Raw genomic sequence first — 25,043 nt, forward strand, 5'->3', positions numbered from 1 at the left:
GCGGCGCGACCATAATCGCGCTCGCGCGCCGGTGGCGGCGCGGCAAACAACAAGAAGGAGCCTGCCCGTGCGCGTTCTGGAACCCCTGGCCAAGCTGTGCGCCATCCTGGCCGGCGTGCTGCTGACCGGCATCACCCTGATGACGTGCGGCAGCCTGATCGGCCGCAACACCACCGGCGACTCCATCGTGGGCGCTTTCGAGCTCACGGGCGTGGCGGCCGGCGCGGCCATCGCGCTGTTCATGCCCCTGTGCCAGGTCCGGCGCGGGAACATCATCGTGGACTTCTTCACCGCGGGCCTGCCCGAGCGGGTGAACGACAAGCTCGATCGCGCCGGCGCGCTGCTGCTGGCGGTGCTGTTCGCGCTGCTCGCCTGGCGCACCACGCTGGGCGGCATCAACGTCTGGCAGTCCCATTCGGAGACCCAGATCATGGGCTTTCCCGAGTGGGTGGTGTACGCCTTCATGGTCCCCGCCTTCGCGCTCACCGCGCTGATCGGCCTGGTCCAGGCGGTGTCCGGCTTCGGCGAGACCAAGCCGGAGGATCCGGTGCACGCCGCCGAGGAGGCCGTGCAATGAGCCCGATCACCCTCACGGTCCTGATCTTCGGGATCATGCTGGCCTGCATGGCCGTGCGCATCCCGATCGCGGTGAGCATGTTCGCGGCCGGCGCCATCGGCTACGTGCTGCAGACCGGATGGGCGCCCTTCTCGTTCTTCCTGAACACCCAGTCGTTCGCGCGCTTCGCCAGCTACGACCTGTCGGTGATCCCGCTGTTCATCCTGATGGGGCACTTCGCCACCAAGGGCGGCATCAGCAAGTCGCTGTTCGAGTTCGCCGCGGCCGTGATGGGCCGCTTCAAGGGCGGCCTGGCGATGGCCTCGCTGCTGGCCTGCGCCGCCTTCGGGGCGATCAGCGGGTCGTCGGTGGCCACCGCCGCCACCATCACCAGCGTGGCCTTGCCGGAGATGCGCCGCCACGGCTATTCCGGCCGCATCGCCACCGGCACGCTGGCGGCCGGCGGCACGCTGGGCATCCAGCTGCCACCGTCGATCGTGCTGGTGATCTACGCGATCCTGACCGAGCAGAACATCAGCAAGCTGTTCGCCGCGGCCATCGTCCCCGGCATCATCGCGATGGTCGGCTACATGATCGCCGTCGCCCTCTACGTGCGCCTGGTGCCGGGCCACGCGCCCGAAGTGGAGGAGGTGCCGCGGATGACACTGCGCGCGCTGCTGGGCGTGGCGCCCATCGCCATCATCTTCCTGCTGGTGTTCGGCGGCATCTACGGCGGCTTCTTCACGCCCACCGAGGGCGCGGCCGTGGGCGCGTCCACCACCTTCCTCACGGCCCTGCTCAAGGGCCAGATGACGCTGCGCAAGTTCAAGGAATGCTTCTACGGCACCGCGGTGAGCGCCGCCATGATCTTCCTGATCTTCCTGGGCGCCGACCTGATGAACGCGGCGCTGGCGCTGACGCAGGTGCCCAACCAACTGGCCGCGGTGGTGGGCAGCTGGGGCGTCTCGCCGCTGCTGGTGGTCGTGGCCATCCTGCTGTTCTACGTGGTGCTCGGCGCCGTGATGGACGAGTTGTCCATGTTGCTGCTCACGATCCCGATCTTCTTTCCGATCATCGTGGGCCTGGACTTCGGCATGCCCAAGGAATCGGTGGCGATCTGGTTCGGCATCGTGGTGCTGATGACGGTGGGCTTCGGACTGATCGCGCCGCCGGTGGGGCTGAACGTCTACATCGTCAACGGCCTTTCCAAGGACGTGCCGATGGGCGAGACCTACCGCGGCGTCATGCCCTTCCTGATCAGCGACGTGCTGCGCACCCTGCTGTTCCTTTTCTTCCCGATCATCCCGTTGTGGCTGGTGGGCTTCATCCGTTGAGGGAAAGCCCCGTGGCACACCCTCGAGCCTGCAGTTAACTTCCGGCATCCCTAGGAGATTTCGACCATGATCCAGCGACGCACGCTCCTGAAGACCACCGCGGCGGTGGCCCTCGGCGCGCCCGGCCTGAGCGGCCTGGCCCAGCAGTCCGTGACCCTGAAGTTCCACACCTTCATGGCGCCCCAGTCCAATGTCTGGCTGACCATGCACAAGGCCTGGATGGACAAGGTGGAGAAGGACTCCGGCGGCCGCATCAAGTTCGAGGGCTACCCCGCCATGCAGCTGGGCGGCACGCCCGTGCAGCTGTACGACCAGGCCAAGGACGGCGTGGTCGACATCATCTGGACCCTGCCGGGCAACACCGCCGGCCGCTTCCCGCGCGTCGAGGTGTTCGAGCTGCCGTTCATGATGAACAACGCCGAGGCCACGTCCAAGGCGTACTGGGAGTATGTGCAGACGGTCGCGGCCGACGAGTTCAAGGACACGCAGGTGCTCGCCCTGCAGGTGCACGGCCCGGGCATGTTCCACACCAAGGAGAAGCTGATCAAGTCGGCCGACGACCTGCGCGGCCTGAAGGTGCGCGGCCCCACCCGCCAGATCACCAAGATGCTCGGCTACCTGGGCGCCACGCCGGTGGGCATGCCGCTGCCGCAGATCCCCGATGCGCTGTCCAAGGGCACCATCGACGGCTGCGTGATCCCCTGGGAGGTCGTGCCTTCGGTGAAGGTGCACGAGCTCACCAAGAACCACAGCGAGTTCGATCCCGCCGGCGGTGCGCTCTACACCACCACCTTCGTGATGGCCATGAACAAGGCCAAGTACAACTCGCTGGCGCCCGACCTGAAGAAGGTGATCGACGCCAATTCCGGCATGGAGACCTCGGCCTGGCTGGGCAAGGTGCAGCAGGGCAACGACGCCGTCGGCCGCAAGGCCGCGGTGGACCGCAAGAACACCATCCACACCATCTCCGCCGCCGACGCGCAGGAGTTCAAGCGCAAGGCGCGCCTGGTCGAAGTGGAGTGGGTGGAAGACATGAACAAGCGCGGCTTCGACGGCAAGAAGCTGCTGGACACGGCCAAGTCGCTGATCGAGAAGCACGGCAAGGCCGCGCCGGCCGCCGGCAAGAAGGCTTAAACTTCCCTCGCCTTCCCGTCCAAGGGCTCCCTCGGGAGCCCTTTTGCTGTGCTGCTCCCTCGGGAGCCCTTTTGCTGTGCTGCTCCCTCGGGGGCGTTTTGCTGTGCAGCTCTCCCGCGAGCCCCTTCCTTGTCCACCTTGCCGCCCTTCCGAACCCCGATCAAGCATTGCCGCAACTGCGGGCAGGCGGTGGTCTACCGCGTGCCCGACGACGGCGACACGCGCGAGCGCGCCGTGTGCCCCGCCTGCGGCACCATCCACTACGAGAACCCGCTGAACGTGGTCGGCACCGTGGCGTACTGGGGCGACCGGGTGCTGCTGTGCAAGCGCAACATCGAGCCGCGCTGGGGCAAGTGGACGCTGCCGGCCGGCTTCATGGAACTGGGCGAGACGACCGAGGAAGGCGCTGCGCGCGAGACCGACGAGGAGGCCGGCGCGCAGGTGCAGATGGAGGACCTGGTCAGCGTGATCAGCGTGCCGCGCGTGGGCCAGGTTCACCTGTTCTACCGTGCCCGGCTGCTGAGCGACCAGTTCGCCCCGGGCCACGAGAGCCTGGAGGCCCGGCTCTTTTCCGAGGACGAGATCCCCTGGGAGGAGATCGCCTTCAAGACGGTGCGCGAAACGCTGCTGTGCTATTTCGAGGACCGCCGCCGCGGCCAGCACACGGTGCACAACCTCTCGGTGAGTTGATCGCCCGCGCGGGCGATCAGTTGCGCACGCGGCTCTCGTCGCGCAGCCGCGCCTCTTCCTTCAGGCGCACGCAGGCCGGGAAGGCCTGGTAGCCGGGCCTGGCGCATTCGGTCTGCAGGCAGAACTCCTTCATCAGGAACATCTTGTCCTTGCAGGTTTCCGAGGGCGGCACCAGCCGGGGTTGCTGCGGCGCGCGCGCGGCAGTCTGGGACGGTCCCGGTTCTTCGACGCGCGCGTGGAGTTGTTCCACCACCGGTGCGGGCGCGGCCGCGGGCGCTCCGGCGACAGTGATGGCCGTCGGCGTGGGGGCGGGACGCTTGGCGGGAGTGGTGGTCGAAGCCGGGCGCGCCGCCCCGGAAGCTGACGGCTTCACGCTGGCCACCGGTGAGGCTGCAGTGGCCGCCGTCGACGCGTTGTTGGCGGGTTGCGCGGACGTCTGCGCGGCCGGACCGGAAGATGGCGTCGCGGGCGTTGGGGCCGTGCTCGCCTGCGAAGCCGCCGCCACGGGCGTGCCCGCGTCCGCCCCGGGGCTGCGGGTCCAGAGCAGAATCGCGACGAGGCCGACGCCCGCGAGCGCCGCCGCGGCGCCGACCCAGGGCAGGGCCGGCTTGGCGCGCGGCATGGATGCCGGCCTGGCGTCGCTCGCAGGCACCGGGCGAACGACGGCGGGCGCCGCTTGCTCCTGCGGTGTGCCCTGCGATTCCCTCAACGCCTGCCAGGCACGCTCGGCCTCGGAGGGGTCGCTGCCGTAGGCCAGGGGCATGGTCGCCGTGGAGGGCGGCAGGGAGGGCTCGACGGCCACGGGGGGCACCTGCACGCGCGTCATGCCACGCAGCATGGTGAGGTCGGGACTCTCGGGCGTGGCGAGCCGCTGCAGGCGCCGCCGCGCCAGGTCGGCGTAGATGCCTTCGGGGAAACGCTGCAGGAAGCCTTCGAGCTCGCGCGGGTCGGTGGCATCGCGCACGTCGCGCCAGTACTCCAGCTCAAGCTCCTGCGTGATCGGTGCGCCGGGGATGGTCGGGGCGCGGTGGGACGGGATCGAGGGCAGCGGCGCGATTCCCGGCAACGTGGGCGACGGCACGCGCGGTTGGGCCTGCGGCACCACCATGGCCGGCAGGTCCAGGTGGGGGAAGGCTCCCCGCAGGCCCTGCCAGAACTCGGCAGCCGTGGCGAAACGCTCGTCGCGGTTCTTGGCCAGCGCACGCGCCATCACGATGTCGACGGCGGGCGGCAGTTCCGGCACCACCGAACTGGGCGCCGCGGGCGCGTGCCCCAGCACCTGGTGGATGACGGAAAAATCGTTGTCGCCGTCGAAGGGCCGCGAGCCCGTGAGCATCTGGTAGGTGACCACCGCGGCCGAGAACAGGTCGGCCCGGGCGTCCACCTTCAGGCCCTGCACCTGCTCGGGCGCCATGTACTTCAGCGTGCCGATCATGCTGCCCTGCGTGCGGGTGGACTCGCCCGCGATGCGCGCCACACCGAAGTCGGTGAGCTTGAGGCGGCCGCCGACTTCGACCAGCAGGTTGGCCGGCTTGATGTCGCGGTGGACCACGCCCTGCCGGTGGGCGTAGTCGAGCGCCGCCAGCAGGTCGTGCACCAGGTGCAGCGCGTCGGTCACTTCGTAGCGGCCGCCGCGGTCCAGCAGCTGCTTGAGGTCGTCGCCCGAGACGAACTCCATCACCAGGAAGGCCGTGTCGCCGTCGCGGTCGGAGTCGTAGACGCTGACGATGTTGGGGTGCTGCAGCCGCGCCGCGGATCGCGCCTCGATGCGGAAGCGCTCCTCGTATTCCGCCGCGGCCGCCGTGCCCAGGCCGTCGACCATGATGGTCTTGATGGCGACCTGCCGGTCCAGGTTGGGGTCGAGGGCCTCGTAGACGACGCCCATGGCGCCCTTGCCGAGGACTCGGACGAGGTCGTAGCGGCCGAGTTTCTTGAGGTGCACGTGAGACGCTTGCAAGTGTCAGGCCACGACGGCGAACTCCACCCGGGGCGCGGCTTCGGCCTCACGCTCGCAGCCCAGCGTGATGAGACCGTTGCCGACCAGGTAGCACTCGGTCCGCCGCAGGACCAGGGGAGTGTTGCCGCCGCCCATGTAGACCCAGGTCCCGAAACTGGACTGGTCGCTCAGGATGAAATGGCCACCCTTCCAGTCGACCGTGGCGTGGACGCGTGACACGCGGGCATCGTTGATCGAGAGCGCGGCCGTGGCGGCGCGGCCCAGGGTGAGCGACGCCCCGTGCGGGTCGAGCCGAAGAGTCTGGCCGCCGCCGGTGAGTTCCAGGTGCGCGTCGTCCGAGGCCTTGAACATGGACGCGCCCATCATGGTGGCGTCGGCATCCCGCTCGGGCTGCCACTGCACGCGGTACACCTCGGTCTGCTCGTTCTTGCCGCGCAGGAACATGGGCCCGAGGCTGCGCAGCTTGGCGCGCAGGTCGGGCTTGAGCGCATCGAGCACGCGGTTGGTGGTGAGGATCTGCTCGGCGCCCGCCAGGTCGGCCAGCCGCGCGGCGCTGTTGACCGCGTCGCCGTAGCAGTCGCCCTGGATCTCGACGACTTCGCCCGATTCGACACCCATCTGCATCTGGACCGGCTTGCCGGCGCCGCCGGGGTAGACCGGCGCGTCCTGCAGGCGCTTCTGGATGCCGACGCAGGCGGCGATGGCATCGGATTCGTCGGGAAAGACCACGAAAAGGCCATCGCCCAGCAGCTTCACCACACGGCCGCGGTGCTGTTCGAAGCTGCGTGAAAGGGCCGTCGTGAGCTGGGTGACGAAGCGGCCGGCCGTCTCGTCGCCCAGCCTCTCGAAGATGCCGGTGCTTCCGACCAGGTCAGCAAAAACAACGGTGGCCATGTCGCGGCCATTCTATGCGCCAAGCTCTGCAAGAACAAAGAAGCCGGCGCGACGGTGTCGCGCCGGCCACGAAGTGACTTCAGCAAAAAATGGTCGGCGTGGCGGGATTCGAACTCGCGACCCCTTGCACCCCATGCAAGTGCGCTACCAGGCTGCGCTACACGCCGAGCCCGCCATTATAGCCCGACGTCTTCAGTGGTTGGCCGACAGCAGGTCGCGGATCTCGAACAATTCGCGCCGGACCAGCAGCAGCTTCTCGGACACCTCGTCGGACTCGGGCGGCGGCGTGCTGTCCTCGAAGTCCTCGAGCGTGGAATCTTCCACCTCGATGACCTCGACACCTTCGAGCATCACTTCGCCCGCGCGGCGCTTGTCGCGCTCCATCTGCACCAGTTCCTGCAGCTTGTTGCGCGCGCCGCTGATGGTGAAGCCCTGGTCGTACAGCAGGTCGCGGATGCGCCGGATCATCAGCACCTCGTGGTGCTGGTAGTAGCGCCGGTTGCCGCGCCGCTTCATCGGGCGAAGCTGCGTGAACTCCTGCTCCCAATAGCGCAGCACGTGCGGCTTGACGCCGCACAAGTCGCTGACCTCACCGATGGTGAAGTACCGCTTGGCCGGGATTGCGGGGAGTGCTTTCTCCACTGAAATCAATGTCGTAGGAGAGAAAGCTGCTAGGTTACTCTAAGACAGCCGCCGCGCAAAGCGGCCGACGCGCATTGCGCGCGGTTGTTGCTCAATCGCCAGCGGAGGCTTCGGCGCCCTGCCCCTGGATCTGTTCCTTGAGCTTGTGGCTGGCGTGGAAGGTGACCACGCGGCGCGCCTTGATCGGGATCGCTTCGCCGGTGCGCGGGTTGCGGCCGGGGCGGGGCGCCTTGGTGCGGATCTGGAAGTTGCCGAAGCCGGAGATCTTGACGTCCTTGCCTTCGACCAGGCTGCCCGCGATCAGGTCGAAGAACGCGTCGATCATGTCCTTGGACTCGCGCTTGTTCAGCCCGATCTGCTCGAACAGCAGCTCCGCGAGTTGCGCCTTGGTGAGCGCCGGCGTCTCCAGGCTTTCGACCGTGAACTCCATCGTGGGTTCTTCCCTTGTTGTTGTCAGCATGCCGGACCTCCTAGCTCCTGAGCCGGCCGCCGAGCCGATCGCCGACGCTGGCGACGACGGCCCGCACTGCCGCTTCGATCTGGTCGTCGGTCAGTGTGGCCTCGGGGCTGGCGAGCGTCAAGCGAACGGCCAGGCTTTTCTCGCCCGCGGCCATGCCGGCAGTGGCCTGCTTGGGCTTGTAGACGTCGAACAGCAACGCGTCGCGCAGTAGCCCGCCCGTGTCGGCGGCGTGGATCGCGTCCATCAGCGCCGCATGCGAGACGGCATCGGCCACGATCACGGCGATGTCGCGCTCGGCCGGCTGGAAGCGCGGCACCGGCTGGAAGGACGGGATCTCGCGCGCGAGCACGGCATCGAGGTCCAGCTCGAACAGCACCGGAGCGTGCGGCAGGTCCCAGGCCTGTCGCCAGCGGGGATGCAGTTCACCGAGGAAGCCCACGGGACAGCCGTCGATCTCGATCGACGCGCAACGGCCCGGATGCAGGGCCGGATGCGTGGCCGGCCGGAACACACCGCGCCGCGGTGACAGCAGTGCCTCGACGTCGCCCTTGATGTCGTAGAAGTCCGCGCCAAGCCCCTTGCGCGCCCATTGCAGGCCGTCGGCCTCGCCGTACGCGAGGCCAGCCACGCGCATCGGCTGCCGCACGCTGCGCACCGTGGATTCACCCGTGGCGACCGAAGCGTCGCGCAGGAACACGCGGCCCACCTCGAAGACGCGCACGCGCTCGGCCTTGCGGTCCAGGTTGAAGCGCAGCACCTGCAGCAGCGAGCCGACCAGTGACGAGCGCATCACGCTCATCTGGCTGGCGATCGGGTTCAACAGGCGGATCGGGTCGGCGTTGCCGGCGAGATCGCGCTCCCAGCTTTCCTCGACGAAGCTGAAATTGATCGTCTCCTGGTAGCCGAGCGCCGCGATCAGGCGACGGATCGCGAAGCGCGAGCGACGCGACTCGGGCGGCAGCTTGGCCGTGATCGGCGCCAGCGGCGGCGTGGTGGGCAGGCGCTCGTAGCCGACGATGCGCGCGACTTCCTCGATCAGGTCTTCCTCGATCGAGAGGTCGAAGCGGTACGGCGGCGGGGTGACGGTGACGGTGCCTTCGGCCGCCCTTGCCGGCAGGCCCAGGCGCCGGAAGGCGTCCAGGCACTGCTCCTGCGACACCGGCATGCCGATCACCTTGGCGGCGCGCGCGACGCGCATGGCCACCGGCCTGGCTTCGGGCAGCGACAGCACCTGGTCGTCCATCGGGCCGGGCTCGCCGCCGCAGATCTCCAGGATCAGCCGCGTGATGTGTTCGATGTGCTCGACCGTCAGGCTCGGGTCGACGCCGCGCTCGAAGCGATGCCCGGCGTCGGTGGAGAAGTTGTAGCGGCGCGAGCGCCCCTGCACTGCCTGCGGCCACCAGAACGCGGCCTCGACGTAGATGTTGCGGGTCTCGTCCGAGACGGCGGTGGCATCGCCGCCCATGATGCCGGCCAGCGACTCGACTTCCCGGTCGTCGGCGATCACGCCGACCTTCTCGTCGACCGCGATCGTGTTGCCATTGAGCAGCTTGAGCTGTTCGCCCGGGCGGCCCCAGCGCACCTCGAGCCCGCCATGGATCTTGTCGAAGTCGAAGATGTGCGACGGCCGGCCGAACTCGAACATCACGTAGTTGGAGATGTCCACCAGCGGCGTGACGCTGCGCTGGCCGCAGCGCGCCAGCCGGTCGACCATCCACTGCGGCGTCCTCGCCTTGGTGTCCACGTTGCGCACCACGCGGCCGGAGAAGCGCCCGCACAGGTCGGGCGCCTGCACCTTGACCTTGAGCTTGCCGTCGTGGACCGGGCGCACCGGCTCGAACTTCGGCTGCTTCAAGGGGGCGCCGGTCAGCGCCGACAGCTCGCGCGCCACGCCGTGGACGCTCAGCGCATGCGCGAGGTTGGGCGTGAGCTTGAGGGTGAACACGTGGTCGTCCAGCTGCAGGACCTCGCGCACGTCCTGGCCGACGGGTGCATCGGCGGCGAGCTCCAGCAGGCCGCCATGGTCTTCGGACAGCTTCAGTTCGCGGGCTGAGCACAGCATGCCCTGGCTCTCGACGCCGCGCAGCTTGCCCAGCTTGATCTGGAATGGCTTGCCGTCCTCGCCGGGCGGCAGCTCGGCGCCGACCAGCGCCGTGGGCACGCGGATGCCCGGGCGCGCGTTCGGCGCGCCGCAGACGATGTTCAGCAGCTCGCCCTGCCCCACGTCCACCTGGCACACGCGCAGGCGGTCGGCGTTGGGGTGCTGGACGGCTTCCTTGATCTCGCCCACCACCACCCTGCTGAACGGCGGCGCGACGGGGCGCAGGTCCTCGACCTCCAGCCCGCCCATGGTGAGCACGTCGGCGATCTCTTTCGTGGACAGCGGCGGGTTGCAGAACTCGCGCAGCCAGGACTCGGGGAATTGCATGTTGGCTCTTGGCTTGCGGTTCAGCGGAACTGGCGAAGGAATCGGATGTCGCCGTCGAAGAACAGGCGCAGGTCGTTCACCCCGTAGCGCAGCATGGTCAGGCGGTCCGGGCCCATGCCGAAGGCGAAGCCGATGTACTTCTCGGGGTCCAGGCCCATGTTGCGAACCACGGCGGGATGCACCTGGCCCGAGCCGGCCACTTCCAGCCAGCGGCCGGCCAGCGGACCGCTCTGGAACTGGATGTCGATCTCCGCGCTGGGCTCGGTGAAGGGGAAGAAGCTCGGACGGAAGCGCAGGGCCAGGTCGTCGCTCTCGAAGAACGTGCGGCAGAAGTCGGTGAAGACGACCTTCAGGTCCTTGAAGCTGACGTTCTCGCCCAGCCACAGGCCTTCGCACTGGTGGAACATGGGCGAGTGCGTGGCATCGCTGTCGACGCGGTACGTGCGGCCCGGCGCGATGACGCGGATCTCGGGCATCTCGCCTCCGGCGTACTTCCTCACGTGCTGCTGCGCGTAGCGCACCTGCATCGGGCTGGTGTGCGGACGCAGGTTGTAGGGGATGCCGTCCTCGCCGTTGATGTCGACGTAGAACGTGTCCTGCATCGACCGCGCCGGGTGGTTGGGCGGGTTGTTCAGCGAAGTGAAGCTGTGCCAGTCGCTCTCGACTTCGGGGCCGTCGGCCACGTCGAAGCCCATGCTGGCGAAGATTAGCTCGATGCGCTCGAGCGTGAGGCTCACGGGGTGCAGGCCGCCGGGCTCGCGCACGCGTCCCGGCAGGCTGACGTCCAGCGCCTCGGCCTTGAGCTGCAGCTCGAGTTCGGCGTCGGCCAGCGCCTGCCGCCTCTCGGCCAGGGCCGCCTCGATCGCCTGCTTGGCGACGTTGATCGCGGCGCCGCGGCCCTTCTTCTCCTCCACCGGCAGCGCGGCCAGGCCCTTCATCAGCTCGGTGATGCGGCCAGCCTTGCCGGTGAACTGCGCCTTGGCATTCTCCAGGTCGGCCGGGGTGGCGGCCTGGGCGAACGCGCGTCGCGCGGTCTCGACGATCGAATCCAGATCTTGGGTCATCAGAAGAAAACAGGGGCTAGTGCAGCGCCCTAGCCCCTGTCCTTGAAGTTACCGTTGCACCGGATGCGCCTTGCGGCGCGTCCGGCCGCGAACTCAAGCAGCCAGCTTGGCCTTCACCTGGTTCACGATGCCGGCAAAAGCCGCCGGGTCGTGCACGGCGATGTCGGCCAGGACCTTGCGGTCGATGTCGATGCCGGCCTTGCGGATGCCATTGGCGAACTGGCTGTAGGTCAGCCCGTTCTCGCGGGCGGCCGCATTGATACGGGCGATCCACAGCTGGCGGAAGACGCGCTTCTTGGCGCGGCGGTCGCGGTACGCATACTGGCCCGCCTTCATCACCGCCTGCTTGGCGATGCGGAAGACGTTGCCGCGGCGGCCGCGGAAGCCCTTGGCGAGGGCGAGGACCTTCTTGTGACGGGCGCGAGCCGTTACACCACGTTTGACGCGAGGCATGTGTGTTCTCCTTCTTCGTCGTGGGTTACAGGCCGGCGAACGGCAACATCTGGGCCATGTGGCCCATGTTGGTCTCGTGCACGGTCACGGGGCCACGCAGGTGGCGCTTGTTCTTGGTGGTCTTCTTGGTCAGGATGTGACGCTTGAAGGCCTGGCCGCGCTTGACGGTGCCGCCGGGACGGACGCGGAAGCGCTTCTTGGCTCCGCTCTTGGTCTTCATCTTGGGCATGTGAATGCTCCTTCTCTTCTTGTGCTCGTGAGGCGCCGCGAATCCTTCGCGTCTTGATGGCCCCGAGCCACTTGTCGGCGAGTTTTCAAGCTCGCCACTTGTCGGCGAGTTCTTGAAGCTCGCCATGTTCGGGAAGGCCAAAGCCTTCCCTTCACCGGACCGCGCCGGCGACCAACCGATGCGATCCTGGGATCCTCTTTAAGCCGTCGCCGCCCCGGTGGCTTCGGCCGCGGGCTTGGCTTGTCCGCCGCCCGTCTTCTTGCGGCCCGGAGCGATCATCATGATCATCTGCCGGCCCTCGAGCTTGGGGAACTGCTCCACCAGGATGGTGTCGCCCAGCTCGTCGCGGATGCGCTGCAGCAGCGCCATCCCGATCTCCTGGTGCGTGATCTCGCGGCCGCGGAAGCGCAGCGTGATCTTGCACTTGTCGCCCTCTTCAAGAAAACGCCGGATGTTGCGCATTTTGATGTTGTAGTCACCGTCGTCGGTGCCCGGGCGGAACTTGATTTCCTTGACCTCGATGACCTTCTGCTTGGATTTCGCTTCCGCGGCCTTCTTCTGCTCGAGGTACTTGAACTTGCCGTAGTCCATCAGCCGGCACACGGGCGGGCTGGCGGTGGCGGCAATTTCGACCAGGTCCACATCCAGCTCGCCTGCCATCCGCAGGGCCTCCTGGAGGCTGACGATGCCCAGGGGCTCGTTGTCGGGTCCGGATAGCCGGACTTCCGGGGCCATGATCTCCCGGTTCAGGCGGTGCTTGCGTTCCTCGCGGTGGCGGCGGTCGCGGAATTCAGTAGCGATGGTCTCGATCCTTAAAAAAGTGGGCTACCCAAGTAGCTGAGCCGCCCCAGTCCACGCCCGGCTCAGCTTGAACTTCAGTGAAGGTCAGCTCTTGCTGGCAATGTCCCCGGAAAGGCGATCGACGAAGGCCTGGAGGGGCATTGCACCGAGGTCCTGGTTGCCCCGGGCGCGCACTGCGACGGCACCTGCCGCCTTTTCCTTGTCGCCGACGACCAGGATGTAAGGCAGCTTCTGCAGCGAATGCTCCCGTATTTTATACGTGATCTTCTCGTTGCGAAGGTCGAGCTCTACCCTAAACCCTTGATTCTGCAGAGTTTTCGCAACCTCGCGGGCCCAATCGGCCTGTCCGTCCGTGATGTTGAGCACCGCCACCTGCACCGGCGCCAGCCAGGCCGGCAACGCGCCGGCATGGTTTTCGACCAGCATGCCGATGAAGCGTTCCAGGCTGCCGACGATGGCCCGGTGCAGCATGACCGGGTGCGCGCGGCCGCTGGTCTCCGTCACGTACTCGGCGCCCAGGCGCTCGGCCGTGTTGAAGTCCACCTGCATGGTGCCGCACTGCCACTGGCGGCCCAGCGCGTCCTTGAGCGTGTACTCGATCTTGGGGCCGTAGAAGGCGCCGTCGCCGGGCGAGACCACGAAATCCACGCCGGAGCGCCGCAGCGCCTCCATGACCGCGTGTTCGGCCTTGTCCCAGAGCTCGTCGGAGCCGACCCGGTTCTCCGGCCGCGTGGCGACCTTGTAGAGGATGTCCGTGAAGCCGAAGTCCCGGTAGACCTGCTGGAGCTTCGCCGTGTACGCCACGCACTCGTCCAGGATCTGGTCTTCCGTGACGAACGCGTGGCCGTCGTCCTGCGTGAAGCCGCGCACCCGCATGATCCCGTGCAGCGCCCCGGAGGGCTCGTTGCGGTGGCACTGGCCGAACTCGCCGTAGCGCAGCGGCAGGTCGCGGTAACTGCGCAGCGACGACTTGAAGATGAGGACATGCCCCGGGCAGTTCATCGGCTTGAGCGCGTAGTCCCGCTTCTCGCTCTCGGTCGTGAACATGTTCTCGCGGTAGTTCTGCCAGTGGCCCGTCTTCTCCCACAGGCTCTTGTCCAGGATCTGCGGGCCCTTGACCTCCTGGTAGCCCGTGTCCTTGTAGACCTGGCGCATGTACTGCTCGACCTGCTGCCAGATGGCCCAGCCCTTGGGATGCCAGAACACCACGCCGGGCGCCACGTCGTCGATGTGGAACAGGTCCAGCTCGCGCCCCAGCCGCCGGTGGTCACGCTTTTCCGCCTCCTCCAGCATGTGCAGGTGCTGCTGCAGCTCTTCCTTGCTGGCCCAGGCCGTGCCGTAGATGCGCTGCAGCATCTCGTTGCGGTGGTCGCCGCGCCAGTAGGCGCCGGCCACCTTCATCAGCTTGAAATGCTTCAGCTTGCCCGTGCTGGGCACGTGCGGGCCGCGGCACAGGTCCTCGAATGAGCCCTCCCGGTACAGCGAGACTTCCTCGTTGCTGGGGATGCTGGCGATGATCTCGGCCTTGTAGTGCTCGCCCAGGCCCTTGAAGTACTCGACCGCCGCATCGCGCGGCAGCACCCGGCGCGCCACCGGCTCGTCCTTGGCCACCAGCTCGGCCATGCGCTTCTCGATCGCCTGCAGGTCCTCCGGCGTGAAGGGCCGCTTGTACGAGAAGTCGTAGTAGAAGCCGTTCTCCACCACCGGGCCGATGGTGACCTGGGCCTCGGGGAAAAGCTCCTTGACGGCGTAGGCCAGCAGGTGCGCCGTCGAGTGCCGGATCACGTCCAGGCCGTCGGCGTCCTTGGCCGTGATGATGGAGACGGGCGCATCGCGGTCCACCGTGTAGGAGGTGTCGACAACCTTGCCGTCCACCTTGCCGGCGAGGGCGGCCTTGGCCAGGCCGGCGCCGATGGAAGCGGCGATGTCGGCCACCGTGACGGGGCCCGGGTACTCCCGGCGCGAGCCGTCGGGAAGCGTGATCGAGATCATGGGTGCAAGCTCCAGCGAGACGAAAAACGAAAAGCGCGGCCTGTAGCCGCGCTCTTGCTGGAAACCGAGGTTCTTTCGGACGCGCGACTACCCGGCCGCTACAGGGCCGTGGTTCCTTCCGGAGTAGTTCGCGGTGTCATAACCGAAGCTGCCTTTCTCGCCCTTGTTGTGCCTTGGGGAAGGCCCCGATTCTAACTGCTCGCCGCCGGGGGCGCAGCCGGGCGTCCGCGCGGCAGGATGAGGATGAACTCCGCCCCGCAGCCCAGGCCGTCGCTGCGCGCCTCGATCCGTCCGCCGTGCAGTTCGGCCAGCCGGGCCGCCAGGCTGAGGCCGATGCCCAGGCCGCCGCCCTTGGCATTGCGGTCGACCTGCACGAACAGCTCGAACACCTCGCGCAGCTGCTGCGGCGACAGCCCCAAGCCGTTGTCCCGGACTGCGATGCGCACCGTGTCCCCGTCGGCGTTCGCCTCGACCTCGATCCGGCCGCCTTCAGGCGTGTAGTGGGCGGCGTTGTTCAAGAGATTGGTCAGGATCTGCGCCACGCGGGTCGGGTCGCATTCGATCTCCACCGCCCCGTCGATCGGCGACACCACCAGCTCGTGCCGCCGCCGCTCGAACAGCGGCCGGCTGGTCTCCACCGCCGACTCCAGCACGTCCCCCGCGCTGACGCGCTGCCACTGCAGCGCGATCTTGCCGCGCGAGATGCGCGAGACGTCCAGCAGGTCGTCCACCAGCCGCACCAGGTGCCGCAGCTGGCGCTGGGCGATGTCGCGGGAGCGCTGCGCCAGGCCCGGGTCGGGCGCGCGCTGCAGGATCTCCAGCGCGTTGCGGATGGGCGCGAGCGGATTGCGCAGCTCGTGGGCCAGCACCGCCAGGAATTCGTCCTTGCGCTGCTCGCTTTCGCGCTGCCGGCCGTACAGCTCCTCCAGCTGCTGCGCGCGCTCGCGCGCACGCTCCTCGCTGGCGTGCAGCGCCAGTTCGTTGGCGCGGCGCTCCAGGGCCGCCTGCTCCGCATCCTGCCGCGCCCGCGCCTGCACCAGCGTGATCCAGGCCAGCAGCACGCTGGCCGCCAGCGACACCACCACCAGCCAGGGCACCAGCCGCCAGTGCGACAGCGCCTCGAAGGCCGGCCGGCTGCTCATGACCAGCAGCCAGGGGCGGCCGGCGACGTCCAGCTGCCGGGTGGACGCGTGGGCCGGCGGCTGGCTGGAAGTTTCGGCCGTGGACCACATCAGCGCCTCCGGCTCCTGGGCGGTGCCGTCGTACAGCTCCAGGTCGACCTCGCGCACGCCGTTGCCGCGCACGCCGTGCAGCAGGTCGCCCACCCGCAGCGGTGCGTAGACGAAGCCCTGCAGCTCGCGCCTCCGCTCTTCCTGCGACCGCGGCGCGGCCCCGCCCCGGTACACCGGCAGGTAGATCAGGAAGCCGGCCTGCTTGCTCGCGTCGATCTCCTGGACCAGGATCACCTTGCCCGATGCCGCGGCCGCCCCCGTGTCCCGCGCGTGGGCCATGGCCGCGCGCCGCGTCGGCTCGGTGAACATGTCGTAGCCGATCGCCGCCTGGTTGCGCTCGTCCAGCGGTTCCAGGAAGACGATGGCGTGGTACTCCTCGCGCGGCCCGGCCGGCCAGACCCGCAGCGGCGGGTCGTCGCCGTCGCGCACCACGGCCTCGCCCGCCGCACCGGGGCCGACCCGCGCCGTGTAGCCGATGCCCTGGATGCCGGGGTAGCGCTCCCGCAAGCCCAGCTGGGCGACGTAGTCGCGGAACTGCTCCCGGCTGACCTCGCCGCGCGCGGCAAACAGGCCGGCCGCGCCCTGCAGCAGCGTGGTGGTGGTGTCGATGCGCTCGCGGATGGCGTCGGCTGTGCGCGTGGCCTCGGCCTCGAACGCGGCCTTGTCTCGTGCGCTGATCGAGCGGGTGACCGAGGCCAGCAGCACGGCCGTCAACAGCAGGGCCAGCAGGAAGACGAATGTCGGCACCACCCAGGGGCGGTGCGGGTGCGGGGCGTGGGGATCGGGAGGAAGCGGCTGCGCGGTCACGACGGGAAGCGCGGGGCAGTCGCCGCCCTGCACGGATGGATCGGAAATCCTACGCCCGCGCCCATGAAAAAGGGGCCGGCACGCAAAGCGCACCGGCCCCGGCTCGACCGTGGAAGACGGTCAGGCGGCTTTCTTCTCGTCGAAGAACTGGGCGTCCTCGGTGGACCCCTTCAGGGCGGCGGTGGAGGCTTCCCTCTCGATCGTGGTGGTGACGGCGTCGAAGTAGCCGGTGCCCACCTCGCGCTGGTGCTTGACCGCGGTGAAGCCCTTCTCGGCGGCGGCGAACTCGGCCTGCTGCAGTTCGACGAAGGCGCTCATCTGGTTGCGCGCGTAGCCGTAGGCCAGGTTGAACATCGAGTAGTTCAGGCTGTGGAAGCCGGCCAGGGTGATGAACTGGAACTTGTAGCCCATGGCGCCCAGTTCCTTCTGGAACTTGGCGATGGTGGCGTCGTCCAGGTTCTTCTTCCAGTTGAACGAGGGCGAGCAGTTGTAGGCCAGCAGCTTGCCGGGGAACTTGGCGTGGATGGCATCGGCGAAGTCCTTGGCGAACTTCAGGTCCGGCGTGCCGGTCTCGCACCAGATCAGGTCGGCGTACTCGGCGTAGGCCAGGCCACGGCTGATCGCCTGCTCCACGCCGTTGCGGCTGCGGTAGAAGCCTTCGATCGTGCGCTCGCCGGTGAAGAAGGGCTTGTCGTTCTCGTCGACGTCGCTGGTCACCAGGTCGGCCGCTTCGGCGTCGGTGCGGGCCAGCAGCACGGTGGGCGTGCCCATCACGTCGGCCGCCAGGCGCGCCGCCACCAGCTTGGACACCGCTTCCCGCGTGGGCACCAGGACCTTGCCGCCCATGTGGCCGCACTTCTTGGCGGCGGCCAGCTGGTCCTCGAAGTGCACGCCGGCGGCGCCCGACTCGATCATGGCCTTCATCAGCTCGAAGGCGTTCAGCACGCCGCCGAAGCCGGCCTCGGCATCGGCCACGATGGGCGCGAAGTAGTCCACGTAGCCTTCGTCGCCGGGGACCTTGCCCTCGCTCCACTGGATCTGGTCGGCGCGCTGGAAGGTGCTGTTGATGCGGCGCACGACCTTGGGCACGGAATCCACCGAGTACAGCGACTGGTCGGGGTACATCTCGCCGTTGCTGTTGGCGTCGCCCGCCACCTGCCAGCCGGACAGGTAGATCGCCTTCAGGCCGGCCTTGACCTGCTGCATCGCCTGGTTGCCCGTCAGGGCGCCCAGCGAGTTGACGAAGGGCTCGGTGTTGATCAGGTTCCAGAGCTTCTCCGCGCCGCGCTTGGCCAGCGTGTGCTCGATCTGCAGCGAGCCGCGCAGCCGCACCACGTCGGCGGCGCTGTAGCCGCGCTTGATGCCCTTCCAGCGCGGGTTCTCCGCCCAGTCCTTCTCCAGTTGGGCGATCTGCTGCTCGCGGCTGAGGTGCGTCCAGTTGCTCATGGTTTTCACTCCGGTCAGGGGTTGGTTGTTGGAAAGCCGTTCGGCGCATCGGCCGCTGGAGAGCACTTTAAGTCTTGTACAAGACTTCGTGTGGCTCTTGTGTCTTATAGAAGACTATTTATTTTTTCGTTCCCCGACAGCCACTTATCGAAGGAATTTCGCAATGCGGCAACCACATTCTCATATTGGGAAAATTTGCCGCGCTGCAGCATCTACTCTTTTCGCGATGCGGAACGCATTGGCGAACCGATGAAATGCCGCGTCCGATGGCAAGCCGCTCGCTCGGGCAAGATGCGCGCTTTTTCGCCACCCCGTGCCCCCCACCCTCCCCCGCTGGCTCGCCTGCGCCTGCCTGGCCCTCAGCATGTCGCTGGTGGGCAGCTACGTGGCCCTGTCCAAGCCGCTGGTGGCGGCCATCCCGGTCTTCCTGCTCGCCTGGCTGCGCTTCGGCATCGGCGCCGTGGCCATGCTGCATTGGCTGCCGCGGCCCGCGAACGAGCGGCCGCTGTCGACGGACACCCGGCGCCTGCTGTTCCTCGAATCCTTCCTGGGCAACTTCCTGTTCTCCATCTGCATGCTGTTCGGCGTCAGCATGACCAGCGCGGTGTCGGCCGGCGTGATCATGGCGTCGATCCCGGCCGTGGTCGCGGTGATGAGCTGGGTGTTCCTGCGCGAGCGGGTGGCGCCCCGCGTCTGGGTGGCCGTCGCCTGCGCGGTCGGCGGCATCGCGGTGCTGGCGCTGGGGAAGTCCGACGCGGCCGGCGGCCGGACCGCCTGGCTGGGCAACCTGCTGGTCGTCGGCGCCGTGCTGTGCGAAGCCGCCTATGCCGTGATCGGCAAGAAGCTCACCGGGGCGCTGGGCCCGCGGCGCATCAGCGCCATCGTCAACCTCTGGGGCCTGCTGCTGGTGACGCCGTTCGGCCTGTGGCAGGCCGCCTCGTTCGACTTCGCGGCGCCGGCGGCGTCGACCTGGATGCTTCTGCTTTTCTACTCGCTGGCGGCCAGCGTGTGGAGCGTGTGGCTCTGGATGACAGGCCTGCGGCACCTGCCCGCGGCCATGGCCGGCGTGTTCACCGTGATGCTGCCGATCTCGGCCGCCCTGGTCGGCGTCCTGCTGCTCGGCGAGCCCTTCGGCGCCCTGCAGGCCGCGGCCTTCGCGCTGGCCCTGGCCGGCGTGCTGCTGGCCACGCTGCCGTTCAGGCGCTGACGCCGGCTTCGGGGCCCGCTCAGCGCCCCGTCACCTTCCGGATCGGCGGCCGGATGTTCTCCCGGCGGGCGGGCAGCACGTTCGCGTTCTCGCGCGGCATGTTGAGCACGATGGACGTGGACGTCTCCGTGAGGATGCAGAACCGGGTGACCACGGCGTCCAGGTGCTCGACGTCGATGACGGCGATCTCCAGGATCCAGCTGTCCTCGCCGGTGACGTTGAAGGCGTTCACCACCTCCGGCGTCTGTTCGATCAGCTTGACCACCCGCGCGTACTCCACCCGCCCCACCCGCACGATGGCTCGGATGCCGTAGCCCAGGCGCTGGTAGTCGACCACGGCGCGGTAGCCCTTGATCACCCCCTGCAGTTCCAGCTTGCGCACCCGCTCCGTCACCGCGGGCTGGCTCAGGTGCACCCGCCGGCCGAGTTCGGCCATGCTGATTCGCGCGTCCTGCTGGAGTTCGGCCAGGATCCGGCTGTCGTAGGCGTCGATTTCAGGAACTTCGGTCGGCATGGCGATCAACCTTCAAAAACAAGGCGGGGGTCCGCGCGTGTCCGCGAATTGTGCATGGATTCAGGGTGTTCGGCCTCCTACGATCCTTCGCCATGAACACCCGGTCCGCACCCTTCGCCCCGTCCTTGCCCGCCCGCAACCTGGTGGTGCCGGCGCTGCTCGCCTGCTACCTGGTGTGGGGCTCCACCTACCTGGCCATCCGCTGGGCGCTGGAGAGCTTTCCGCCGTTCTTCCAGATGGGCACGCGCTTCCTGTTCGCCGGCGCGCTGCTCCTCGCCTGGGTGACGGTCCGTGGCGGCCCCTGGCCCAGCCTGCCGCAATGGCGCAACGCCGCGCTGGTCGGCACGCTGATGCTGGGCGCCGGCATGGGCCTGACCGCCAGCGCGGCGCAGCACGTGGGCTCGGGCCTAGTGGCGGCCTTCATCGCCGTAGTGCCGATGCTGGTGTGCCTCTGGGGCCTGCTGTTCGGCCAGAAGCCGGGGCGGATGGAGATCGCCGGCATGGTGGTCGGACTGGCCGGCGTGCTGCTGCTGGTGCGCGGCGACGGCTTCGCGGCCACGCCGGCGGCCATTGCCAGCCTGGCGGCGGCGACCCTGGCCTGGTCGCTCGGCTCGGTGCTGTCCACCACGCGCTCGCCGCTGGCGCCGGGCGCGGCCGGGTTCGCCAGCGAGATGCTGTGCGGCGGCGTGGCCCTGTTGGCGGTGTCGCTGGGCCTGGGCGAGCAGCCGCACTGGCCGCCGCAGCCGCTGGCCGCCGCGGCCTGGCTGTACCTGGTGGTGGCCGGCTCGCTGGTCGCCTTCAGCGCCTACCTGTACCTGCTGGCCCATGCCTCGCCCGCCCTCGCCACGAGCTACGCCTTCGTCAACCCGGCGATCGCCCTGCTGCTGGGCGTGACCCTCGCCGGCGAGGCGGTCAGCGGCGCCGAGTGGGGCGCCTGCGCCGTCGTCCTCACCGGGGTGGTGCTGATCTTCCGGGGCAAGGTGGCGCGCGAGGAGCGCTGACGCCTCCCTCCCCCAGAGGGGAAACGCCGCTCGCCAGCGGCGAAAAAAACGACAGCCCCCAGTGAAAAACGCTTCTCTCCCCTTGGAAACGCGTTTCTTTCCCTTTAGCATCCGCCTTGCCAGTGGTAGCTAGCAATTTCCCACTGGTGATCACTCAACTTCTAGAAGGAAATTGAATCATGGCAACTGCGAAAAAAGCGGCCGCGAAGAAGGCCCCGGCAAAGAAGGCGGCTCCGGCGAAGAAGGCCGTCGCCAAGAAGGCCCCGGCGAAGAAGGCGGCACCGGCCAAGAAGGCCGTGGCGAAGAAGGCCGCTCCGGCCAAGAAGGCTGCCCCGGCGAAGAAGGCTGTCGCCAAGAAGGCGCCCGCCAAGAAGCGCACCCCGAACGCCGCGTTCATGAAGCCGCTGACCCCCAGCCCCCAGCTGGCCGCGGTCGTGGGCAACCAGCCGATGCCCCGCACCGAAGTGGTCAGCAAGCTGTGGGCCTACATCAAGAAGAACAAGCTGCAGGACTCGGTGAACAAGCGCATGGTCAACGCCGACGGCAAGCTGAAGGACATCTTCGGCAAGGCCCAGGTCTCGATGTTCGAGATGGCCGGCCTGATCGGCAAGCACGTCAAATAAGCTCGCCTCGCCGAAATGAAAAAGGGCCGCACACGCGGCCCTTTTTCATTGGCGCGGCGCCGTCACTTGCGCGCGAGCGCCGCCTCGCGGATCGCGCTCAGCGTGCCGCGGGTGGTGATCACCTCCGGATCCAGCACCACCTCGATCAGCGTGCCCTGCGGCCGCTCCAGGGCCGCCACCAGCTCGGGCTCGAACTGCGCCGTCGTCGTGATGCGCACGCCCTCGTAGCCGTAGGCCTTGGCCAGCGCGGCGAAGTCCGGGTTGGCCAGGTGGGTGCCGTGCACGTGGCCCGGGTACTCGCGCTCCTGGTGCATGCGGATGGTCCCGAACATGCCGTTGTTCAGCAGCACCACGATGCTCTTGGCGCCGATTTGCGCCGCCGTGGCCAGCTCCTGCCCGTTCATCAGGAAGTCGCCATCCCCGGCGATGGTGAAGCCCACGCGGCCCGTCACGATGTTGGCCGCGATGCCCGCCGGCACGCCGTAGCCCATGGCGCCCCCGGTCGGCGCCGCCTGCGTCTTGAAGCCCTTGGCCAGGCCGTGGTGCCGGAAGAAGCGGTGCACCCAGCTGGCGAAGTTGCCGGCGCCGTTGGTCAGCACCGCATCGGCCGGCAGGTGCTTCTGCAGCACCGCCACGATGGCCGGCATGTCGATGTCGCCGGGCAGCGGCTGCGGCACCAGGTTGGCCTCGTAGTCGGCGTGCGCGGCCTCCGCCCAGGCCTGCCAGGGCAGCTCGGGCGGCGCCGCGAGCACCTCCAGCGACCGAGCCGCCGCGTTCATCGTGGCGTTGATCGCCAGGTCGGCGTGGTAGACGCGGTTCAGCTCCTCGGCGCTGGCGTGGATGTGCACCAGCTTCTGCCGGGGCCTGGGCGGCTGCAGCAGCGTGTAGCCGCCGGTCGTCATCTCGCCCAGCCGCGGGCCGATGGCCAGCACCAGGTCGCTCTCGCGGATGCGCGCCGCCAGCTTGGGATTGATGCCGATGCCCACGTCGCCCGCGTACAGCGGGTGGTGGTTGTCGAAGGTGTCCTGGAAGCGGAAGGCATTGCCCACCGGAAGCTTCCAGTTCTCGGCAAAGCGCTGCAGCGCCTGGGCGGCCTGCGGCGTCCAGCCGCCACCGCCGGCGATGACGAAGGGGCGGTGCGCCGCCAGCAGCATCTCGCGCAGACGGCGCAGCGAGCCGGGATCGCTCCACGCCTCGGCCGGCTCCACCCGCGGCAGCGGCGCGGCGGTGGTGGTCTGGACGAGCATGTCCTCGGGCAGGACCAGCACCACCGGGCCCGGCCGCCCGTTCATCGCGGTGGCAAAGGCGCGGGCGACGTACTCGGGGATGCGGTCGGCCGAGTCGATGCGCTCCACCCGCTTGGCCATGCCCTTGGTGCTGGGCCCGAAGAAGCTGGTGTACTCGACCTCCTGGAAAGCCTCGCGGTCGCGCTGGTCGGAGGCGACGTCGCCGACGAACAGCACCATGGGCGTCGAGTCCTGGAAGGCCGTGTGCACGCCGATGGACGCGTTGGTGGCCCCCGGCCCGCGGGTGACGAAGCACACGCCCGGCCGGCCGGTGAGCTTGCCGGCCGCCTCGGCCATGAAGGCGGCGCCGCCTTCCTGCCGGTTGATGACGAAACGGATGTGGTCGCGCCAGGCGTGGAAGCCGTCGAGCACCGCCAGGTAGCTCTCGCCGGGGACGCCGAAGGCGTGGGTGACGCCCTGGGCCACCAGGCATTCGACGATCAGGTGGCCGGCGATCGTGGGAGCGCGTTCCGTGGACATGGCTTGACTTTATTAACCAGTGAGTGAATTATCGAACGATGACCCGAAGCCCCAGGCTGCAGGCCGCGCCCGCCGCGGAAGAGCGTGTGCGCGACGCCGACCGATCGCAGAGCACCATCTTAGCGGCGGCCCGCGACGAGTTCGCGGAGCTCGGACTGGGCGGCGCCCGCATGGACCGCATCGCCGAGCGCGCGGGCCTGAACAAGCGCCTGATCTACTACTACTTCCAGGACAAGGAGTCGCTGTTCCAGGCGGTGCTGGAGCAGTCCTACCGGGACATCCGCGAGGCCGAGCGCCAGCTCAACCTGCTGGAGCTGCGCCCCGCCGATGCGCTGCGGCGCCTGGTGGAGTTCACCTGGTCCTACTACCTGGACCACCCCGAATTCCTCACCCTGCTGAACAGCGCCAACCTGCACAAGGCCCGGCACCTGCAGGAGTCGCAGCGGGCACGCCAGCTGAACTCGCCGCTGATCGAGATGCTGGCGCAGATCCTGGAGCGCGGGCGCAAGGACGGCAGCTTCCGCGGCGGCGTCGATCCGCTGCAGCTGTACATCTCCATCGCCGGGATGTCCTACTTCTACCTCTCCAACAACCACACCCTGTCGGCCATCTTCGGGCGCGACCTGCTCTCGGCCAAGGCGCGCCAGGAGCGGCTCACGCACATGTGCGACGTGATCCTCGGGTATGCCCTGAGGGACTGAGAGCGCGGCCGTCCCGGTCGCGCTTGCGTGCGGCGAAGCCTTCCCTATAATTCACCGGATAGTGAATTAAACAAGCAACTCACTCCAGGAGACACAGCGATGCTGAAGAGACGAGCCCTTGCCTTCTCCCTGGCCGGCCTGGCCGCCCTCGCGCCTTTCGGCGCCTCGGCGCAGGGCGGCTACCCGAACAAGCCGATCCGCGTGATCGTGCCCTTCGCCGCCGGCAGCACCACCGACATCATTGCCCGCGCCATCACCGACAAGATGGGGCAGAGCATGGGCCAGCAGCTCGTGGTGGAGAACCGGGGCGGCGCCAGCGGCACCATCGGCCAGGCGGCGGTGGCCCAGTCGGCGCCGGACGGCTACACGGTCATGATCCATTCGTCCTCGCACACGGTCAGCCCGCACACGTTCGCCAAGCTGCCATTCGACACCGAGAAGGACTTCATCGGCGTGACCCCCATCTCCAGCACGCCCAACGTGCTGGTGATCTCGCCCTCCAAGAACATGAAGACCCTGGGCGAGCTGCTCACGGCCGCGCGCTCCAGGCCGGGCAGCATGAACTTCGCCTCCGCCGGCCAGGGCAGCGCCACCCACCTGAACGCCGAGAAGTTCAAGCTGGCCGCGAAGATCGACGCGCAGAACATCCCCTTCAAGGGCTCCGCCGAGGCGGTGACCGAGGTGATGGCCGGCCGCGTGGACTACTACTTCTCGCCGATCGCGCCGGTGATCGGCCAGATCCGCAACGGCCAGCTGGTCCCGCTGGCGGTGGGCTCGCCCAAGCGCGCCGCCGCGCTGCCCAACGTGCCGACCACGGCCGAAGCCGGCGTGCCCGGCTCCGAGTTCAACTTCTGGATCGGCATGATGGTGCCGGCCAAGACTCCGCGCGAGATCGTCAGCCGCCTGCACGACGAGGTGGTCAAGGCGCTCAACACGCCGGAGGTCAAGGAGCGTTTCACGACGCTCGGCGCCGATGCCTGGACGCTTTCGCCGGAGCAGTTCGACGCCTACATCCGCGAGGAGATCCGCAGCAACGCTGCGCTGGTCAAGGCCGCCGGCCTGGAAGTGCAGAAGTAAACCGCCCCGCCGGCCCCACGCACGGGCCGGCTCCC

General features: G+C 68.4%; 23 protein-coding genes and 1 tRNA gene. 9 read left to right on the forward strand and 15 right to left on the reverse strand.

Annotated features, from left to right (window positions below):
- The first annotated feature begins 67 nt into the window (after positions 1-67).
- From ASG30_RS13940 to ASG30_RS13955, 4 genes are all read left to right on the forward strand, one after another.
- Complete coding sequence (locus ASG30_RS13940; RefSeq protein ID WP_055897706.1) at positions 68-577, forward strand: TRAP transporter small permease; 510 nt, start codon at positions 68-70, stop codon at positions 575-577.
- Positions 574-1,890, forward strand: a complete 1,317-nt coding sequence (locus ASG30_RS13945; RefSeq protein WP_055897709.1) for a TRAP transporter large permease — start codon at positions 574-576, stop codon at positions 1,888-1,890. Before ASG30_RS13940 ends, ASG30_RS13945 begins: the two co-directional genes overlap by 4 nt.
- A 66-nt stretch (positions 1,891-1,956) precedes the next feature.
- On the forward strand, positions 1,957-3,024 hold the full coding sequence (locus ASG30_RS13950; protein WP_055897711.1) for a TRAP transporter substrate-binding protein: 1,068 nt from the start codon (positions 1,957-1,959) through the stop codon (positions 3,022-3,024).
- Positions 3,025-3,153: 129 nt separating this feature from the next.
- Entirely contained in the window at positions 3,154-3,714 is a 561-nt protein-coding gene (locus ASG30_RS13955) for an NUDIX hydrolase (protein WP_235579801.1), read from the forward strand.
- A gap of 16 nt (positions 3,715-3,730) precedes the next feature.
- On the opposite strand, the gene ASG30_RS13960 is transcribed toward ASG30_RS13955, so the two are convergent.
- The 13 genes from ASG30_RS13960 to aceA all read right to left on the reverse strand — a co-directional run bounded on the left by ASG30_RS13960 (position 3,731) and on the right by aceA (position 18,119).
- Complete coding sequence (locus ASG30_RS13960) at positions 3,731-5,656, reverse strand: serine/threonine-protein kinase (RefSeq protein WP_055897718.1); 1,926 nt, start codon at positions 5,654-5,656, stop codon at positions 3,731-3,733.
- Between the two features lie 18 nt (positions 5,657-5,674).
- Positions 5,675-6,565 carry an adenylate/guanylate cyclase domain-containing protein gene (locus tag ASG30_RS13965; protein WP_055897721.1) on the reverse strand — a complete coding sequence of 297 codons (891 nt, stop codon included), beginning with the start codon at positions 6,563-6,565 and terminating at the stop codon, positions 5,675-5,677.
- A 90-nt stretch (positions 6,566-6,655) separates the two neighbouring features.
- A tRNA-Pro gene (locus ASG30_RS13970) sits at positions 6,656-6,732 on the reverse strand.
- A gap of 25 nt (positions 6,733-6,757) precedes the next feature.
- Positions 6,758-7,207 (reverse strand): MerR family transcriptional regulator, encoded by a 450-nt coding sequence (locus ASG30_RS13975; protein ID WP_055897724.1) that lies wholly within the window; start codon positions 7,205-7,207, stop codon positions 6,758-6,760.
- 91 nt (positions 7,208-7,298) lie between these two features.
- Positions 7,299-7,637 carry an integration host factor subunit alpha gene (locus tag ASG30_RS13980; protein WP_055897727.1) on the reverse strand — a complete coding sequence of 113 codons (339 nt, stop codon included), beginning with the start codon at positions 7,635-7,637 and terminating at the stop codon, positions 7,299-7,301.
- A gap of 40 nt (positions 7,638-7,677) precedes the next feature.
- Positions 7,678-10,095: a phenylalanine--tRNA ligase subunit beta gene (gene pheT / locus ASG30_RS13985; RefSeq protein WP_055897730.1), complete on the reverse strand. Its 2,418-nt coding sequence runs from the start codon at positions 10,093-10,095 to the stop codon at positions 7,678-7,680.
- A 20-nt stretch (positions 10,096-10,115) separates the two neighbouring features.
- Complete coding sequence (gene pheS / locus ASG30_RS13990; RefSeq protein WP_055897733.1) at positions 10,116-11,159, reverse strand: phenylalanine--tRNA ligase subunit alpha; 1,044 nt, start codon at positions 11,157-11,159, stop codon at positions 10,116-10,118.
- 93 nt (positions 11,160-11,252) lie between these two features.
- On the reverse strand, positions 11,253-11,612 hold the full coding sequence (gene rplT / locus ASG30_RS13995) for a 50S ribosomal protein L20 (protein ID WP_055897735.1): 360 nt from the start codon (positions 11,610-11,612) through the stop codon (positions 11,253-11,255).
- A 25-nt stretch (positions 11,613-11,637) separates the two neighbouring features.
- Positions 11,638-11,841, reverse strand: a complete 204-nt coding sequence (gene rpmI / locus ASG30_RS14000; RefSeq protein ID WP_055897737.1) for a 50S ribosomal protein L35 — start codon at positions 11,839-11,841, stop codon at positions 11,638-11,640.
- A 198-nt stretch (positions 11,842-12,039) separates the two neighbouring features.
- Positions 12,040-12,651, reverse strand: a complete 612-nt coding sequence (gene infC / locus ASG30_RS14005; RefSeq protein WP_082522111.1) for a translation initiation factor IF-3 — start codon at positions 12,649-12,651, stop codon at positions 12,040-12,042.
- A gap of 75 nt (positions 12,652-12,726) precedes the next feature.
- Positions 12,727-14,634: a threonine--tRNA ligase gene (gene thrS / locus ASG30_RS14010; protein ID WP_055897743.1), complete on the reverse strand. Its 1,908-nt coding sequence runs from the start codon at positions 14,632-14,634 to the stop codon at positions 12,727-12,729.
- A 191-nt stretch (positions 14,635-14,825) separates the two neighbouring features.
- Entirely contained in the window at positions 14,826-16,613 is a 1,788-nt protein-coding gene (locus ASG30_RS14015; protein ID WP_162243737.1) for a CHASE domain-containing protein, read from the reverse strand.
- Between the two features lie 180 nt (positions 16,614-16,793).
- Positions 16,794-18,119 carry an isocitrate lyase gene (gene aceA / locus ASG30_RS14020; RefSeq protein ID WP_055897748.1) on the reverse strand — a complete coding sequence of 442 codons (1,326 nt, stop codon included), beginning with the start codon at positions 18,117-18,119 and terminating at the stop codon, positions 16,794-16,796.
- 364 nt (positions 18,120-18,483) lie between these two features.
- Here aceA and ASG30_RS14025 point away from each other — a divergent pair, with 364 nt between their 5' ends.
- A complete protein-coding gene (locus ASG30_RS14025) occupies positions 18,484-19,326 on the forward strand; it encodes a DMT family transporter (RefSeq protein ID WP_055897751.1) in 843 nt (280 codons plus the stop codon).
- Between the two features lie 19 nt (positions 19,327-19,345).
- Here the strand turns inward: ASG30_RS14025 and ASG30_RS14030 are convergent, their stop codons facing one another.
- Positions 19,346-19,840 (reverse strand): Lrp/AsnC family transcriptional regulator, encoded by a 495-nt coding sequence (locus ASG30_RS14030; protein WP_055897753.1) that lies wholly within the window; start codon positions 19,838-19,840, stop codon positions 19,346-19,348.
- A gap of 92 nt (positions 19,841-19,932) precedes the next feature.
- Between ASG30_RS14030 and yedA the strand changes: the two genes are divergently transcribed.
- Together yedA and ASG30_RS14040 are read left to right on the forward strand one after the other, a co-directional pair.
- Positions 19,933-20,841, forward strand: coding sequence for a drug/metabolite exporter YedA (yedA, locus tag ASG30_RS14035; protein ID WP_055897762.1), 909 nt, complete (start codon positions 19,933-19,935; stop codon positions 20,839-20,841).
- Positions 20,842-21,020: 179 nt separating this feature from the next.
- The gene (locus tag ASG30_RS14040; RefSeq protein ID WP_055897764.1) at positions 21,021-21,464 is read left to right on the forward strand and encodes an SWIB/MDM2 domain-containing protein; all 444 of its coding nucleotides are present in this window, start codon (positions 21,021-21,023) and stop codon (positions 21,462-21,464) included.
- Between the two features lie 62 nt (positions 21,465-21,526).
- Here the strand turns inward: ASG30_RS14040 and ASG30_RS14045 are convergent, their stop codons facing one another.
- Positions 21,527-23,230, reverse strand: coding sequence for a thiamine pyrophosphate-binding protein (locus tag ASG30_RS14045; protein WP_055897766.1), 1,704 nt, complete (start codon positions 23,228-23,230; stop codon positions 21,527-21,529).
- Positions 23,231-23,268: 38 nt separating this feature from the next.
- Between ASG30_RS14045 and ASG30_RS14050 the strand changes: the two genes are divergently transcribed.
- Together ASG30_RS14050 and ASG30_RS14055 are read left to right on the forward strand one after the other, a co-directional pair.
- The gene (locus tag ASG30_RS14050; protein WP_055897769.1) at positions 23,269-23,931 is read left to right on the forward strand and encodes a TetR/AcrR family transcriptional regulator; all 663 of its coding nucleotides are present in this window, start codon (positions 23,269-23,271) and stop codon (positions 23,929-23,931) included.
- Positions 23,932-24,030: 99 nt separating this feature from the next.
- Positions 24,031-25,008, forward strand: coding sequence for a tripartite tricarboxylate transporter substrate binding protein (locus ASG30_RS14055; RefSeq protein WP_055897772.1), 978 nt, complete (start codon positions 24,031-24,033; stop codon positions 25,006-25,008).
- Positions 25,009-25,043 lie beyond the last annotated feature (35 nt).

It is taken from the genome of Ramlibacter sp. Leaf400, from assembly GCF_001424545.1.
Classification (GTDB): Bacteria; Pseudomonadota; Gammaproteobacteria; order Burkholderiales; family Burkholderiaceae_C; genus Ramlibacter.